The organism is Mycobacterium sp. IS-1264 (assembly GCF_001954195.1).
Classification (GTDB): Bacteria; Actinomycetota; Actinomycetes; order Mycobacteriales; family Mycobacteriaceae; genus Mycobacterium.
In genome coordinates this window covers 64,459-79,832 of sequence record NZ_MBES01000021.1, presented here as the reverse complement: position 1 = coordinate 79,832, position 15,374 = coordinate 64,459, and the positions used below count along the sequence as shown (strand labels likewise).

Here is a 15,374-nt window from a genome sequence, read left to right as displayed (position 1 = left end):
CGTCCCTGCTCTTCAGTGATAACGTAATTCTCCAATTCGTATAACGGGCCTACCATGCCCGCAGATCGACTTCCCGGAGGTGACGTGTCAGCAGCACCGGGACGCCCGCTGCCCCTGGTCACCGAAGAAAATGAGTTCTTCTGGACTTCGGGCTCTGACGGCACCCTGCGGCTACAGGAATGCCGGGCCTGCCAGGCGCTGATCCATCCGCCGGCTCCGGTATGCCGCTACTGCCGATCGCAAGACGTCGGCGTGCGGGCGCTCTCCGGCAAGGCGACACTGGCCGGATTCACGATCAACCAACGGTTCAGCCTGCCCGGGCTGCCAGCGCCGTATGTCATCGCGCAGGTGGCGATCGCCGAAGACCCGCGGGTCCGTCTGACCACCAACATCGTGGACTGCGACCCGGATCGGCTGGAACTCGGTCAACAGGTCGAGGTTGTCTTCGAGCAAGTCGAGGACGTCTGGTTCCCGCTGTTCCGGCCGGCCGCTCAAGACGCCAAACCCGCTCCCCTGCCGGTCGACGAGATAGCGCCGGAACGATTCGGTGAATACGTCCGGCCCATGCTGACGACGGAGAAATTCGAGGACAAGGTCGCGCTTACCGGCATCGGCATGTCACCGATCGGCCGACGGCTGATGGTTCCGCCACTGTCGCTGACGGTCCAGGCCTGCGAGGCGGCGATCGCCGATGCCGGGCTGACGTTCAACGACATCGACGGCCTATCAACGTATCCCGGCGTGATAAATGTCGGCGGCATCGGGGAAGGCGGGGTCACCGCCTTGGAGGCCGCATTGGGAATTCGGCCGACGTGGCACAACGGCGCCATGGAAACGTTCGGGCCGGGCGGTTCGGTGATCGCCGCAATGCTAGCTGTCGCAGGCGGTTTGGCTCGGCACGTGCTCTGCTTCCGGACACTGTGGGAAGCCACCCACGGTGAGCTGATGAAGCAGGGCAAGATCGCCCCGTCCATGGGGCGCATGGCGGGCTGGCAGATGCCGTTCGGCGCAACGTCGGCGGCCCACACATTGGCGATGAACGCCCAGCGGCACTTTCACCGTTACGGCACAACGAAAGAGACGCTGGGCTGGATCGCGTTGAACCAGCGAGCCAACGCCGAGCTCAATCCGTCGGCGATCTATCGCACCCCGATGACGATGGACGACTACCTGCACGCGCGGCCCATCACCACGCCGTTCGGCCTGTACGACTGCGACGTGCCCTGCGACGCTTCGATCGCCGTGATCGTCTCCGCCATCGACCCGGCGCGCGACCTGCCCAAGCCGCCCGTCCTGGTGGAGGCGGTGGGCACCCAGATCATCGAGCGAATCGACTGGGACCAAAGCACTTTGACGCACGAGCCGCAGGTGCTGGGCCAGGCGGCACACGTGTGGACTCGCACATCGCTGCGACCCACCGACGTCGACGTCGCCGAACTGTACGACGGGTTCACCATGAACTGTTTGTCCTGGATCGAGGCGCTGGGCTTCTGCGGGATCGGTGAGGCCAAGGATTTCCTGGATGGCGGCAAGAACATCGCCCGCGACGGCCTGCTGCCGCTCAACACCCATGGGGGGCAACTGTCGCATGGCCGCACCCACGGCATGGGCCTGATGCATGAGGCCGTCACACAATTGCGCGGCGAGGCCGGCGACCGACAGGTGCCCGACGCCCGCGTCGGCGTGGTCAGCAGCGGCGGCCTGACTCCCAGCGGCGTACTCCTGTTGCGGGCGGACAGATGAGCGCGCCGCGGCCCCGGGTGGTGATCGTCGATGGCGTACCGATGTCTGCGTTGGTCGCCGAACCCACCGCGGGGCCCAAGGCCGTTATCGTGGCCATTCACGGTGGCGGCACCACCGCCCTGTATTTCGACTGCCCGGGCCACCCGTCGTTTTCGTTGCTGCGAACGGGCACGGCGGCCGGATTCACTGTGGTGGCTCTCGATCGGCCCGGTTACGGTAGCTCCGCTCCCTATCCCGAGGCGGTGGCCCAACCGGAGCAGCGGGTCAACCTGGCCTACGGCGCGGTGGATCGCATCCTCGGGCAAAGCGCACACGGCGCCGGCCTTTTCGTCATGGGACATTCGGGCGGGTGCGAACTCACGATGCGTATGGCCGCCGACGAACGCGGCGCCAATCTGCTCGGCATCGAATTGGCGGGCACCGGCCGGCACTGGCACCCCGCGGCCCGAGAGCTGCTCAAGACGGCGACCCGGCAAAGCCGCCCGGCGGGCATGCGCGAGCTGCTGTGGAGCCCGGAGCGGCTGTATCCGCCCGAGGTGCTGTCGGGGGCCACGGTTTATCCCGGTGCCCCGCCCTATGAAGACTTGATGGTGTCCAACTGGGCCCGCCAAGACTTCCCGGCCCTCGCTCCCGCAGTGCGGGTCCCGGTGCACTTCAGCATCGCCGAATACGAAAGGGTTTGGCAGACCGACGATTCGGCGTTGACCGAGATCACCGCGATGTTCTCCGGCGCACCACGGTTCGTCGTGCACCGTCAACCCGACGCGGGACACAACATGAGCCTCGGCTACACCGCGCCGGACTACCACGCGGCGGTCCTCTCCTTCGCGGAGGAGTGTGTGGCGGCTGCTCCCTCGAGCGTGACGCCACAGTCACTCTCGGGCTCGAACGTGACTGTGGCGTCACGCTCGGCGGAAGAGGAGGCCGGATGAGAGTCGGATTCATCGGGCTCGGCAGCCAGGGCGGCCCGATGGCGCGACGGATCATCGAGAGCGGCTACGAGACGACGCTGTGGGCGCGCCGGCCCGGGGCGCTCGAGCCGTTCGCCGATACCGCCGCGAAGGTCGCCGAATCACCGGCGGAACTCGCCTCCGCCAGCGACCTGGTCTGCCTGTGCGTGGTCGGCGACTCCGACATCGAGGAACTCACCACCGGCCCACATGGGCTGCTCAAGGCGATGAAGCCCGGCGGCGTCATCGCGGTGCACAGCACCGTGCACCCCGACACCTGCCGCAAACTCGCCAAAAATGCTGCTACCCAGGGCGTTTCGGTCATCGACGCAGCGGTAAGCGGCGGCGGTGGGGCGGCGTCCGAAGGCCGCCTACTCGTGATGGCCGGGGGCGACGCCGACGTTGTCGAGCGCTGCCGTCCGGTCTTCGAGACCTACGCCGATCCCGTCGTTCACCTCGGCGAGCTGGGCTCCGGGCAAACCACCAAGCTGCTGAACAACCTGCTCTTCACCGCGAACCTCGCAACGGCGGCCGCCACGCTCTCGCTGGGCCAGGCGCTCGGAGTCTGCCCGGACCGTCTCACCGAAGTCGTCTCGCGCAGCAGCGGAAACAGCTTCGCGCTCAACGCCCTTGGTGGGATCGGCGGCCTGGAAAGGCTTGCCCCTTTGGCGGGCACGCTGCTGCAAAAGGACGTCCGGCTCGTCGTCGACCTTGCCGACCACGCCGCGGCCGACGGTGGTGCCGTGCTCGAGGCCGCCGACGCCGCGCTGACCCTGATGGAGCACCCGCGGTGAAGGTCGGGTTCGTCGGTGCGGGGCGGATGGGCCGCCCCATGGTGCGGTCGGTGCCAATGGGGCACAAGTGAAGCTCGTCAACAATGCGCTGTTCGTGGGCCGCACCGGGTTACTCGCCGAGGCGATCCGGCTGGGCGGCCGGCTCGCCACCAGCCGGGTCCTGAACATCGTCTTGGCCTCGAGGCATTGGTCGAGGCCACCGGCGAAGATCCGAAATGACCGCATGTTGGCCTTTTCGATGCGCCACGAAAGCGCTACCGTTGACGTTACAGTCAGGCGTTCCACTGTAACGATTCCAGCCCCTACCCTCGCCGCTGAGGAGATGCAGTGACAAAACCGAAAGTCGTCTTCGACCCGTTCTGCGAAGAGTTCTTCAACAATCCGTACGAAATCTATCGGCGGATGCGCGAAGACGCGCCGCTCTACTACGACGAGAAGGAGGACTTCTACGCACTGACCCGACATGAGGACGTGGCGGCCGGGTTCAAGGACTTCGAGACCTACTCCTCGGCGCGCGGTTGCGACCTCGGGATGGTGCGGAAAGGTATCTCTCCCGAGCAGAAGTCGATCATCTTCATGGACCCGCCGGAGCACCGGCACATGCGCAGCCTGCTCAACAAGGCGTTCACGCCGCGAGCCATCCAATCGCAACGCGAGACGATCATCGAAGTGATCGACAAGTACCTGGGCGACGTCGATCCCGACAACTTCGACGTCGTGCAGGACTTCTCCGGCCCGTTCCCGGTGGAAGTCATCACCCGGATGGCCGGCGTGCCGGAGGAATACCGCCAGCAGGTGCGCCACTGGATCGACACGAGCCTGCATCACGAGCCGGGACAGATCGAGATCAGCGAAGCCGGAATGCAGGCGAACATCGACACCGCGATGTACTACTTCGGCCTCATCCAGGAGCGGCGCGCGGACCCGCAGGACGACATGATCAGCCGGCTGATCGCGGCCGAGATCCCCGGCGAAGACGGCCAGCCCCGCAAGCTCGACGATATTGAAATCACGGGCTTCGCCACACTTTTGGGCGGAGCCGGCGCCGAGACCGTCACCAAGTTGCTCGGCAATGCGGCGGTGATCTTCGCCCGACACCCCGACCAGTGGCAGAAGCTGCAGGACGACCGAGACAAGATCCCGGGCGCGGTCGAAGAGCTGTTGCGCTACGAAGGGCCGGTCCAATACAACGTCCGCTACACCCTCAAGGAGGCACACGTCAGTGGTGGCGTGATTCCCGCGGGCAAACCGGTATTCCTGTGCGGCGCCGCGGCGAACCGCGATCCGGAGGCCTTCACCGACGCCGAGACGTTCGACATCGAGCGCGATCAGACCGAAGCGCAGCACCTCGGTCTCGGGTACGGCATTCACAGTTGTCTTGGTGCGGCATTGGCCCGTCTGGAAAGCAGAATCGCGCTGGAGAAACTTCTCGATTTCATGCCCCGCTACGAAGTGAACTGGGACGGCCTGCAGCGCGTCCACATGCAGAATGTCGCGGGGTGGCAGAACGTGCCCGTCAGGGTGCTGCGGTAAGGAGGACCGCAATGACGAAGAAGATCGAAGTCGACTGGGGGCTTTGTGAAAGCAACGGCGTCTGCATGGGCATCAATCCCGAGGTCTTTCACCTCGGCGACGACGACATGCTGACCGTGTTGCAGGAAGAAGTCACCCCGGAAACCGAATCAGACGTGCGCGAGGCGGTTCGTCAATGCCCTAGGCAGGCGATCTCGATCGTGGAGGGCTAGCCGAACCCAGCAAGGATGACCGCGTTGCAGTCGGCCGCCGCCTGGCGCAGTTTCGCCGCGTTTTGGTAGGCCTCGGACTCGTACCAGGCGCGGGCCGCATCGACCGATTCGAACTCCAGCACGACGGTCTGGTCGCCATGCCACGAGCCCTCGATGACCTTGGGCGCGGTATCCACCGCGAGGATGTTGACACCGCCCATCGCCGCCCCCGCCGCTTTGCCGTAGGCCTTCATGCCTTCCGGGTCCTTGATGGCCTCGGTGAGGATGACATAACCCTTGGGCCCCTTGGCCATTGAATCTCCTTATCCGCGTGCGTGACTAAATCTTGCTGATCGCCTGTTCCGGGCAGCACTCGATCGCCTCTTCCGTGGCCGCCTCGAATTCCGTTGGGACCTCGGCTGCTATCGCCTCCGCGTAACCATCGTCGGTCAGGGAGAACACTTCCGGACACAGCGTCGTGCAGACACCATGACCACGGCAGCGCTGGTCGTCCACTGTGACTTTCATGCCGGCGAGAACTCCAGGTGTAGCTCGGTCAGGCCGCGCAGGATGTACGTCGGAACATATTGATAGCGACGGTCATTCGCCGGACCATGATGGCGCTCGTCGATCCTGATGTCGGACGTGCGGTCGAGCAGCCGCTCGATCGCCACCCGGGTTTCGGCTCGCGCCAGCGGTGCGCCGGGGCAGCTGTGGATCCCCCGTCCGAAGGCGATGTGCTGGCGAGCATTCTTGCGGCCGGGATCGAATGTCGTGGGATCTTCGAACCGGCGCGGGTCTCGGTTGGCGGCCGCCTGCACCACCATCACCGTGGTCCCCGCGGGCAGGTCGACCCCACCGACATTGACGGGCACCCGGTTCATCCGGAAGTCCCCCTTGACCGGGCTCTCGATGCGCAGCGCCTCTTCGATGAAGTTGGGAATCAGGCTGCGGTCCTTGCGCAACTGCGCCTGGATGTCGGGACGCTCCCCGAGTGTCTGCACCGCGGCACCGAGCAGGCGCACTGTAGTCTCCTGGCCGGCCGAGAAAACATTGCTGGCAACGCGGGCCACGTCCTCGATCTCGGGTATCGAGCCGTCGGGGTAGGTGGCGGTCGCCAGGCCGGTCAGCACGTCGTCGCGGGGCTCGCGGCGCCGGTCCCGGACGTAGTCGGAGAAAAGGCCGTAAAGGAATTCCAGCGGACTGTGTGACAGCGACTCCTTGCCCGTACCTCCAATGCCGCCTCCCGCGTGCTCCGCGATGCCCTTGACGAACTTGTCACGGTCTTCCAGGGGCACGCCCAGCAGGTCGGCGATGACGAGGAGCGTAAAGGGGCCCGCGAAGCCCTTGATCCATTCGCCGCGGCCGGGTGCCAGGAAATCGTCGAGAGCATGGTCGGCGAGCGCCCACATCGCGTCCTCGTTCTCCTTGAGGCGCTTCGGGGTGATCAGCCGCATCAGCAAGGAGCGGTGGTTGGTGTGGGTCGGCGGATCCAGCGTGGGCAGCTGGTCGCTGAACGGCAGCTCGTCGCGGTGCTGCTCGATCAACTCGGTCACGTCGTCACCCTCGAGCGGCACGGGGAAGCCGGGAAACGGGCCGGTCACCGAGATGCAGGAGGACCAGGTCTCGGCGTCGTTCAGCACGGCGCAGGCTTCTTCCCAGCCGGTCACCATGGTGACGCCGTGGTGCTCTTCCCGGGTGACCGGGCATTGCTGCCGGAGAGCCTCGTAGTAGGGATACGGGTCCGCGATGAGCTCCCTGCCGCGGAAGAAGTCCATCTTGGTGAAGTCGTCGTTCACCGTGTCGCTCCGTTCGAATCTCAACAGTGAGAATGAGCCTCTCAGAGATGAGTATTACATTTCCACACAGCTTGGTCGTCGTCAAACGACGGAGGCTCCCGGAATACGGAACCGAGCTAGCCGGCGGGCACGAGATCGGCGGCGACCGAGGGGCAGGCCAGCAGACCGCTGCGGAAGGTTTCGACGTGATCGATCGCGTCGTGCGGCATCGCGGCGGCGGCCAACGCCCGCGCCTTGAATATCTGCGCGGCCGTGCTCAAGCGGTGTTGCACCAGGCCGACGCTGCCATCGACCTCGGCCGGCCACGTCTCTCCCCACAGCGTGACCTCCGTGACGCCGTGATCGAGGGCCTGCAGCACGCCTTGGCGGACCCGCGAGTCGCATCCGAAGAGGTCCGCCCCGGCCGCCAATGCCTGGGGCCGTGGTCGGGTTTCCATCGAGGCCAGCGCGTCTTCGAGATCAAGTATCTGCACACCGAGGATCTGCAGCGGCCGGTCGTCGGGCCGGTCTGCGATCAGCACGGTGACGTCCCATCCCGCCATCGCCCGGTCGAAGAGCCACCCACCAGCGAATCGCACGACGTCGACGACGTCGGCGGCGACCACGTCGAGCCGGTACCTCAAGTCCTCGTCGACGGCGCGAAGTCCCGCGCCAGCGACTCCGCGTATTCCTTGAACACCTCGGTCAGCGGTATCGAAGGGTTGAGCAACCATAGTGTTTCCATTCCGTGGACGAAGGCGAGAATTTCCACTGCCTTGATGGCGGGGTCTATATCGGCGCGATACCGGCCGTCGGCCTGACCAATCCGGATCAGCTCGGCGACGATGTCGGTCGCTTCCCGCTGCCTGGCCAGCATGCGGTCGTGCAGCGGGGCGTCGGGAAGGATGTTTTCGACCAGCAGCACGGTGAAGGTGCCCAGCATTTCGGGCGCCCGGTTGAAGCGATCGGCGACGCGGGCGATCTCGACGAGGAGATCGCCGGCCCGGTCGGCGTGGGTGTCGTCGTCCAGGTCACGCGCGTCGAGCACGGCGTGGAGCAGCTGCTCCTTGGATTCGAAGTGGTGCAGCAACCCCGCCGGCGTGACCCCGGCCTCGCCGGCGATCTGGGCAAGTGTGGTGTTGCGCCAGCCATTGCGCGTGAGCAGGCGCTGCGCGACGTCGAGAATTCGCTGCTTGCGGTCCTCGCCTTTGGCGAGAAGCGTGTCGTATCGCCGTGCGACGGGCACCGGACTCCTTGCATCGATCAGTCGCCAACCTACTGAACACACAGTAGGTTGGTTTGCCCGCTGTGACAAGGATCTCAACCCACAAACAGGAACCGGCCAGCGCCGTCGTACGGGGCGAGGCCGCCGCTAGCGCACGAGTTCGACCAAGGTGGCGTTGGCCGTGCCACCGCCCTCGCACATGGTCTGGAGCCCGAAACGAATGCCGTTATCGCGCATGTGGTGAGCCATGCGAGTCATCAGTACCGCGCCGGACGCGCCCAGCGGGTGGCCCAGCGCGATGGCGCCGCCCAGCGGATTGACCGCGCGCGGGTCGGCACCGGTCTCGGCGATCCACGCCAGCGGCACCGGCGCGAAGGCCTCGTTCACCTCGAACGCGCCCACTTCGGACAGCGCGACGCCGGCCTTTTTCAGCACCTTCTCGGTTGCCGGAATCGGGCCGGTGAGCATCAGCACCGGATCGGCTCCGGTGACCGCGCCGGCGCGGTAGCGGACGAGCGGCGTCAGCCCCAGCGAAACCGCCATGTCCGCCGTCGTCACCAACAGTGCGGCCGCGCCGTCGGAGATCTGCGACGAATTGCCCGCGTGGATAACGCCGTCGTCGACGAACGCGGGCTTGAGCGCGGCGAGTTTCTCCACGGTGGTCCCCCGCCGCACCCCCTCGTCGGCGACGACGACCGTGCCCTCCTCGCCCTCGGTGAAGACCGGGACGATCTGCTCGGTGAAGGCCCCGCCGTCCTGGGCCGCGGCGGCGCGTTCGTGGGATTGCACGGAGTACTCGTCGAGCTGGTTGCGGGAGAAGCCCCACTTCTTGGCGATCATCTCCGCCGACAGACCCTGATTGAAGGAGAAATCGTCATAGCGGGCAAGGACTTTCGGACCGTATGGCATTCCGGTTGCCCTGGCCGCGCCGAGCGGGACGCGGCTCATCACCTCGACGCCGCCGGCCACCACGACGTCCTGCTGGCCCGACATGACGGCCTGCACCGCGAAGTCGAGGGCCTGCTGGCTAGAACCACACGCGCGGTTGACCGTCGTCCCGGGGATGCTCTCGGGCCAGCCGGCCGCCAGCACCGCGTAGCGCCCGATGTTGCTGGACTGATCGCCCACCTGCGAAACACAGCCCCAGATCACGTCATCGACGATCTCCGGGCCGACGCCGGCGCGGTCCAGCAGTTCGTTCAGGACGACCGCGGACAGGTCGGCGGCATGCATGCCGGACAACCCGCCGTTGCGCTTCCCGACTGCAGTGCGTACCGCCTCGACGATCACCGTCTCACGCATGTTCACTCCGTTGTTCCTCGTCAGATTTTGACAGCGCCCACCGACCAGTAAACGACGGCTCTCGGCGCTCAGCGAAAGCGGCATAGGCGGCCGCGGCATCCGTCGTCGCGAAATTGACTGCCTGCGCGCGAGCCTCGTTGGCCAGCGCGTCACGCAGGGTGCGGTCCGCACCCTCGTTCAGCAGCGCCTTCGTCTGCGCGAGCGCGACCGGCGGGCCGGCGGGCACCACCCAGGTCAGCAGACCCAAAGCGTGAGCTTCTGCTGCGTCGATGGTTTCGGCGAGCAGCGCGAGCCGCTTAGCCTGTTGCAGGCCAACGAGTTTCGGTAACAGCCAGGAGCCGCCGAGGTCGATCGACAGGCCCCGCTTGGAAAAGATCTGGCAGAACTTCGATTCCGGCGTCGCGACCACGAGATCGCAACCCAGTGCCAGGTTCCATCCGGCACCGACCGCTACCCCGTCGACCTTGGCGACCGTCGGGATCGGGAGCTCATGCAACGCGAGCGCCACGTCGGTCAGGCGCTGCAGTTTGTCTCTCGGATGGACGTCGTCGCGGACCGAAATGTCGGCGCCGGAGCAAAAGCTGCCGCCGGCGCCGGTGATGACCAGGGCCCGCACGCTGCGGTCACGACCGGCGCCATCGAGGGCGTCTCGCAACGCGATCCACAGCTGCGGGGTGATGGCGTTTTTGCGGTGCGGGCGGTTGAGGGTTAGGGTGCGTACCCCGTCGCGATCATCGGACAGCAGCACGGGGTCGGTCATCGGCGGCGGACGGTCATCAGTAGCTGCGCGGCAATTTCAGCGTGTGGGCTCCCAGGAAGTTCAGGATCATCTCCTGGCTGATCGGCGCGATCTTCATCAGCCGGGCCTCACGGAAGTAACGCGCCACGTGGTATTCCTCCGAATACCCCATGCCGCCGTGCGTTTGCAACGCCCGGTCCGCGGCGGCGAAGCCGGCATCGGCGCACAGGTACTTGGCGGTATTCGCTTCGCGCCCACAAGGTTTGCCGTTGTCGTACAGCCAGGTGGCCTTGCGCAGCATCAGCTCCGCGGCATCCAGCCGGGCCAGGGAGTCGGCCAGCGGGAACTGGATGCCCTGGTTCATACCGATCAGGCGGCCGAAGACCTCGCGCTCGTTGGCGTACTTCACCGCCTTTTCGAGCGCGACCCTGCCGATGCCGAGCGCCTCGGCGGCGATCAGCATTCGTTCGGGATTCAGGCCGTCGAGGATGTACTGAAATCCCTTGCCCTCCTCGCCGACTCGATCCTCGACCGGCACTTCGAGATTGTCGATGAACAGCTCGTTGGAGCTGACCGCGTTGCGGCCCATCTTTCGGATCGGGCGGACGTCGACCTTGCTGCGATCGAGGTCGGTGAGAAAGAGCGTCATCCCGTCGGTCTTCTTGGCGACCTCGTCGTAGCTTTGAGTCCGCGTCAACAGCAGGATCTTGTCGGACTCCATGGCTTTGGAGATCCAGACCTTGCGGCCGTTGACGATGTAGCGATCCCCGTCGCGCTTGGCGAACGTGGTGATGCGCGACGTGTCCAGTCCGGCACCGGGTTCGGTCACCCCGAAGCAGACGTGTACTTCGCCGGTCGCGACGGGCGGCAATGTCCGCGCTTTGAGTTCCTCGGAACCATGCACGACCACGGGTTGCATTCCGAAGATCGACAGGTGGATCGAGCTGGCCGCGTTCATGCCGCCGCCGGATTTGGCGACTTCCTCGAGCAGCAGGGTGGCCTCAGTGATGCCGAGGCCATGGCCGCCGTAATCGGTCGGAATCGTCATGCCCAGCCAGCCGCCCTGAGCGATGGCGTCATAGAACTCGGACGGAAACTCGTGCGCCTGGTCTTTTTCCATCCAGTACTGGTCGTCGAACTTCCGCGCCAACTCGGCGACCGACCGGCGGATCAGCTCCTGGTCATCGGTCAGCTCGAAATTCATTCCATCGCCGGCCACGGCCAAATCTCCTCTGATCGAAATGCACCGGCGCACTCAGCATTCCGGCGGCGCATCAGTCCGTGTTGCCGGAAAGGGCTTTCGCGTTAGCCGTGAAATCCGCGAAGGACGAGCCGCCGCGGCCGTCCTTTTCGTGACCCTTCGCCTTTATCGACACGTCGTGCCCCTCGGCGGCCTTGCGCAGCGCCCCGACGGTCGCCTGCTCCGGCGTGATGTGGGTGAACGGGTCGAACGAGTACCACCGCATGGCATTCTCGTGGGTCATCTTCTTGATCTCGTCGTCCGGCACGTTGTTGATGGACAGCACGTCCCACAGCTCTTCCGGCGCACCCGGCCACATCGAGTCGCTGTGCGGGTAGTCAGCCTCCCAGCAGATGTTGTCGATGCCGATCATGTTGCGCAGCGCCACGCCGACCTTGTCGCTGATGAAGCAGGTCAGGAAGTGGTCGCGGAACACGTCCGACGGCAGCTTGTCACCGAAGTTCTGGTGCGTCCAGGCGGAGTGCATCTCGTAGGTCCGGTCGGCACGCTCCAGGAAGTAGGGAATCCAGCCGGTGCCGCCCTCGGACAGCGCGATCTTGAGGTCCGGGTACTCCTTGATCGGCCGCGACCACAGCAGGTCCGCGGCGGCTTGCACGATGTTCATCGGCTGCAGGGTGATCATCACGTCCATCGGGGCATCGGGCGCGGTGATCGCGAGCCGGCCCGAGGACCCGATGTGGATGTTCATCACGGTGTTGGTGTCGCACAACGCTTTCCACAGCGGGTTCCAGTACTCGTCGTGGAAGCTGGGGTAGCCCATCGCGGCCGGGTTCTCGGTGAACGTCAGCGCGTGGACATCCTTCTTTGCGACTCGGCGAACCTCGGCGGCGCACGCCTCGGCATCCCAGATCACCGGGATCGCCATCGGGATGAACCGCGCCGGGTACGCCCCGCACCATTCGTCGATGTGCCAGTCGTTGTAGGCCTGCACCAGCGCGGTCGAGAATTCCGGGTCCTCGGTGACGAACAGGCGCCCGGCGAAGCCCGGGAAGGACGGGAAGCAGATCGAGGCCAGGATGCCGCCGGCGTTCATGTCCTTGACGCGCTCGTCGACGTTGTAGCAACCCGGTCGGATCTCATCCAGACCCGTCGGCTCGATGCCGTACTCCTCCTTGGGCCGGCCGGCGACCGCGTTGAGTGCGACGTTCGGGATGACCGTGTCGCGGAACTTCCACATGTCCGAGCCGTCGGGGTTGTGCACCAGGCGCGGCGCGTCGTCGGCGTACTTCTTCGCCAGATGGTTCTTGAACATGTCCGGCGGCTCGACGGTGTGGTCGTCCACGCTGATCAGGATCATGTCTTCTTTGTTCATGTCCGCTCCTTCTCGATCGAATCCGTCGGACGCGCTGTGCCCACACAGTTACGGCGAACCGCCGCTTGGCGCCAAGATCACTATTTTGAAAACTATCTTCTCGTGAAGCGAGAATCAACATCCAGCACCGCGCGCAGCGACTCACGCAGCCTTGACCAGGCCCTAAGACGAATAGTCTCATTGCCCGCCTTCGAGCGACAGCGCCGCGAGGTAAATGCCGGGGCCACCTAGAGAAAACCTGACGTTTCGCCGGCAAGCGAGGACGCAGCGCAGGGGCCCCCGGGCAACGCCTCCACCGCGGTCCCCCGGGCGGCTGGCCAGTGCGGATCGCCACCCGCTGGCATTGACCAGCCGACCGAATCGTGCAAGTCTGTTGGTTGGAAATGAGAATATGATTCTCTTTCACCGAGAGGAGCTTGCCTGATGCGTCTGCGGCCGCTGCCCGCCGACCAGTGGGACGAGGCTGTCGAGCAGTCACTGTCCGGCATGCTGCCCCAGGAAAGGCGCAACCCCCGGGACGCCGGCACCCTCATGTCGACGCTCGTCCGCCACCCGAAACTGGCCCGCGCATTCCTGCGGTTCAGCGGGTACCTGCTATTCGGCTCCACCCTCCCGGCGCGCATCCGCGAACAAGCGATCCTGCGTGTCGCCCATCGACGCGGCTGCGACTACGAGTGGTCCCACCACGTGAGCATCGCGAAGAAGGAGGGACTGTCCGACGCCGAGATCGCCGCCGCCCAGACCGGCGAGACGAGCGACGAGTTCGATCGCGCCGTGTTCACGGCCGTCGACGAGCTCGACGAGAAATCCAACCTCTCGGATCAGACGTGGACGGCTCTGTGCGAACGGCTTGACGAACATCAGCGTATGGACTTGATCTTCACCATCGGTGGCTACATCGCACTCGCCATGGCCATCAACACTTTTGGCGTACAGCTCGAGAACGAGAAAGGTTAGAGCCTTGCCCCACTTCACGAAACCGGCCGCAGGCAGCTGGACAGAAAACTATCCCGAACTGGGCACCGCCCCCGTCGATTACACCGATTCGATCGATCCGGCATTCTTCGAAGCCGAACGCGAAGCGATTTTCAAGAAGACATGGCTCAACGTCGGCCGCGTCCAGCGCCTCCCGCGCACCGGCAGCTACTTCACCAAGGAACTGCCCTCGGCCGGCAAGGGCATGTCGGTGATCATCGTCAAGACCAAGGACGGCACGGTCAAGGCGTTCCACAACGTCTGCCGGCACCGTGGAAACAAGCTGGTGTGGAACGACTTTCCGCACGAGGAGACATCGGGCACCTGCCGGCAGTTCACCTGCAAGTACCACGCGTGGCGCTACAGCCTGGACGGCGACCTGACCTTCGTCCAGCAGGAAGATGAGTTCTTCGACGTCGACAAGAGCCAGTACGGCCTGGCGCCCGTCCGCTGCGAGGTGTGGGAAGGCTTCATCTTCATCAATTTCGACAACAACGCGGCGCCGCTCACCGACTACCTGGGGCCGTTGGCCAAGAGCATCGAGGGCTACCCGTTCGGCGAGATGACGGAGACCTACTCCTACCGGGCCGAGGTCGGCAGCAACTGGAAGCTGTTCATCGACGCGTTCGTCGAGTTCTACCACGCGCCGATCCTGCACCAGGGGCAGTACACCAAGGAAGAAGCCGCGAAGATCCAGAAGTACGGCTACGAGGCGCTGCATTACGAGCTGGCCGGCCCGCACAACCTGCAGTCGACCTGGGGTGGTCAGGCGCCGCCCCCGGACATGTCCATGGTCAAGCCGATGGATCAGGTGTTGCGCAGCGGACTGTTCGGCCCCTGGGACAAGCCGGAGATCATCGAGAAGCTGGAGCTGCCACCGGGTGTCAACGTGAAGAGGGCGCCGCAGTGGGGCATCGACTCCTGGCTCTTCTACCCGAACTTCATGCTGCTGATCTGGGAGCCCGGCTGGTTCTTGACCTACCACTACTGGCCGACCGCCGTCGACAAGCACATCTTCGAGTGCACGCTGTACTTCGTTCCGCCGCGCAACGCACGGGAACGCCTCGCCCAGGAGCTGGCGGCGGTGACGTTCAAGGAGTACGCGCTGCAGGACGCCAACACGCTGGAGGCGACCCAGACCATGATCGGCACCCGGGCCGTCAAGGAGTTCCTGCTGTGCGATCAGGAGATCCTGATCCGCCATCTGCACAAGACGACCGCCGACTACGTTAAGGAGTACCAAAACAATGGCGTTACCGTCTGAATTCGCTGACCTGGAGCCCTATTTGGATTGGGACCTGGCCACCGAACCCGAGCGCTACGCCAAGCGACTGGCCTCGACCATGCCCGAGATGCAGGCGTTCTACGACGTCGCGTTCCCCAGGCTGAACGATGCCATCGAGTACTGCGACAAGTTCCCGCTGGACGATCTGCCCGAGGACGCCCGTACGTTGATGCACATCATGCAGTCGCTGGTCATGGTGTCGTTCCCGATAGAGGCGTGGAAGCAGCCGCGCGTGCCCGACAGCGGCGCCGCATGGGTGGAACTGATCCGGGAGCCGGTGATCTGA

At 65.2% G+C, this 15,374-nt stretch carries 17 protein-coding genes and 1 pseudogene; 9 read left to right on the top strand and 9 right to left on the bottom strand.

Annotated features, from left to right (window positions below; all coding sequences use genetic code 11):
- The first annotated feature begins 84 nt into the window (after window positions 1-84).
- The 6 genes and pseudogenes from A5744_RS05250 to A5744_RS05225 all read left to right on the top strand — a co-directional run bounded on the left by A5744_RS05250 (window position 85) and on the right by A5744_RS05225 (window position 5,232).
- Window positions 85-1,743 carry an OB-fold domain-containing protein gene (locus tag A5744_RS05250; RefSeq protein ID WP_076059008.1) on the top strand — a complete coding sequence of 553 codons (1,659 nt, stop codon included), beginning with the start codon at window positions 85-87 and terminating at the stop codon, window positions 1,741-1,743.
- Window positions 1,740-2,675 (top strand): alpha/beta hydrolase, encoded by a 936-nt coding sequence (locus tag A5744_RS05245; RefSeq protein ID WP_076059006.1) that lies wholly within the window; start codon window positions 1,740-1,742, stop codon window positions 2,673-2,675. Before A5744_RS05250 ends, A5744_RS05245 begins: the two co-directional genes overlap by 4 nt.
- Window positions 2,672-3,487: an NAD(P)-dependent oxidoreductase gene (locus A5744_RS05240; RefSeq protein WP_076059004.1), complete on the top strand. Its 816-nt coding sequence runs from the start codon at window positions 2,672-2,674 to the stop codon at window positions 3,485-3,487. Before A5744_RS05245 ends, A5744_RS05240 begins: the two co-directional genes overlap by 4 nt.
- Before the next feature lie 46 nt (window positions 3,488-3,533).
- Window positions 3,534-3,632, top strand: a pseudogene (locus tag A5744_RS24925) (NAD(P)-dependent oxidoreductase); the annotation flags it as partial.
- Window positions 3,633-3,814: 182 nt separating this feature from the next.
- On the top strand, window positions 3,815-5,020 hold the full coding sequence (locus tag A5744_RS05230) for a cytochrome P450 (protein WP_076059000.1): 1,206 nt from the start codon (window positions 3,815-3,817) through the stop codon (window positions 5,018-5,020).
- Window positions 5,021-5,031: 11 nt separating this feature from the next.
- A complete protein-coding gene (locus A5744_RS05225; RefSeq protein ID WP_076058998.1) occupies window positions 5,032-5,232 on the top strand; it encodes a ferredoxin in 201 nt (66 codons plus the stop codon).
- On the opposite strand, the gene A5744_RS05220 is transcribed toward A5744_RS05225, so the two are convergent.
- The 9 genes from A5744_RS05220 to A5744_RS05180 all read right to left on the bottom strand — a co-directional run bounded on the left by A5744_RS05220 (window position 5,229) and on the right by A5744_RS05180 (window position 12,828).
- Window positions 5,229-5,525 carry a DUF1330 domain-containing protein gene (locus A5744_RS05220; RefSeq protein ID WP_076058997.1) on the bottom strand — a complete coding sequence of 99 codons (297 nt, stop codon included), beginning with the start codon at window positions 5,523-5,525 and terminating at the stop codon, window positions 5,229-5,231. The two genes, A5744_RS05225 and A5744_RS05220, sit on opposite strands and share 4 nt — an antisense overlap.
- A gap of 25 nt (window positions 5,526-5,550) precedes the next feature.
- Window positions 5,551-5,739 (bottom strand): ferredoxin, encoded by a 189-nt coding sequence (locus A5744_RS05215; RefSeq protein ID WP_076058995.1) that lies wholly within the window; start codon window positions 5,737-5,739, stop codon window positions 5,551-5,553.
- On the bottom strand, window positions 5,736-7,010 hold the full coding sequence (locus tag A5744_RS05210; protein WP_139329713.1) for a cytochrome P450: 1,275 nt from the start codon (window positions 7,008-7,010) through the stop codon (window positions 5,736-5,738). Before A5744_RS05210 ends, A5744_RS05215 begins: the two co-directional genes overlap by 4 nt.
- 116 nt (window positions 7,011-7,126) lie before the next feature.
- On the bottom strand, window positions 7,127-7,633 hold the full coding sequence (locus A5744_RS05205; RefSeq protein ID WP_076058993.1) for a hypothetical protein: 507 nt from the start codon (window positions 7,631-7,633) through the stop codon (window positions 7,127-7,129).
- Window positions 7,630-8,235 (bottom strand): TetR/AcrR family transcriptional regulator, encoded by a 606-nt coding sequence (locus A5744_RS05200; protein ID WP_076058992.1) that lies wholly within the window; start codon window positions 8,233-8,235, stop codon window positions 7,630-7,632. The genes A5744_RS05205 and A5744_RS05200 overlap by 4 nt, the downstream gene beginning before the upstream one ends.
- A 126-nt stretch (window positions 8,236-8,361) precedes the next feature.
- Window positions 8,362-9,516: a thiolase family protein gene (locus tag A5744_RS05195; protein ID WP_076059147.1), complete on the bottom strand. Its 1,155-nt coding sequence runs from the start codon at window positions 9,514-9,516 to the stop codon at window positions 8,362-8,364.
- The gene (locus A5744_RS05190) at window positions 9,509-10,276 is read right to left on the bottom strand and encodes an enoyl-CoA hydratase-related protein (protein WP_076058990.1); all 768 of its coding nucleotides are present in this window, start codon (window positions 10,274-10,276) and stop codon (window positions 9,509-9,511) included. The genes A5744_RS05195 and A5744_RS05190 overlap by 8 nt, the downstream gene beginning before the upstream one ends.
- A 16-nt stretch (window positions 10,277-10,292) precedes the next feature.
- Window positions 10,293-11,459 (bottom strand): acyl-CoA dehydrogenase family protein, encoded by a 1,167-nt coding sequence (locus tag A5744_RS05185; RefSeq protein ID WP_076058988.1) that lies wholly within the window; start codon window positions 11,457-11,459, stop codon window positions 10,293-10,295.
- A 70-nt stretch (window positions 11,460-11,529) separates the two neighbouring features.
- Window positions 11,530-12,828: an amidohydrolase family protein gene (locus A5744_RS05180; RefSeq protein ID WP_076058987.1), complete on the bottom strand. Its 1,299-nt coding sequence runs from the start codon at window positions 12,826-12,828 to the stop codon at window positions 11,530-11,532.
- Between the two features lie 423 nt (window positions 12,829-13,251).
- Between A5744_RS05180 and A5744_RS05175 the strand changes: the two genes are divergently transcribed.
- Genes A5744_RS05175 through A5744_RS05165 form a run of 3 tightly spaced genes read left to right on the top strand, consistent with a single transcriptional unit; the run spans window position 13,252 to window position 15,374 of the window.
- Window positions 13,252-13,785, top strand: coding sequence for a carboxymuconolactone decarboxylase family protein (locus tag A5744_RS05175; RefSeq protein ID WP_076058985.1), 534 nt, complete (start codon window positions 13,252-13,254; stop codon window positions 13,783-13,785).
- A gap of 4 nt (window positions 13,786-13,789) precedes the next feature.
- A complete protein-coding gene (locus A5744_RS05170; protein WP_076058983.1) occupies window positions 13,790-15,067 on the top strand; it encodes an aromatic ring-hydroxylating dioxygenase subunit alpha in 1,278 nt (425 codons plus the stop codon).
- Window positions 15,051-15,374: a hypothetical protein gene (locus A5744_RS05165; RefSeq protein ID WP_076058982.1), complete on the top strand. Its 324-nt coding sequence runs from the start codon at window positions 15,051-15,053 to the stop codon at window positions 15,372-15,374. Before A5744_RS05170 ends, A5744_RS05165 begins: the two co-directional genes overlap by 17 nt.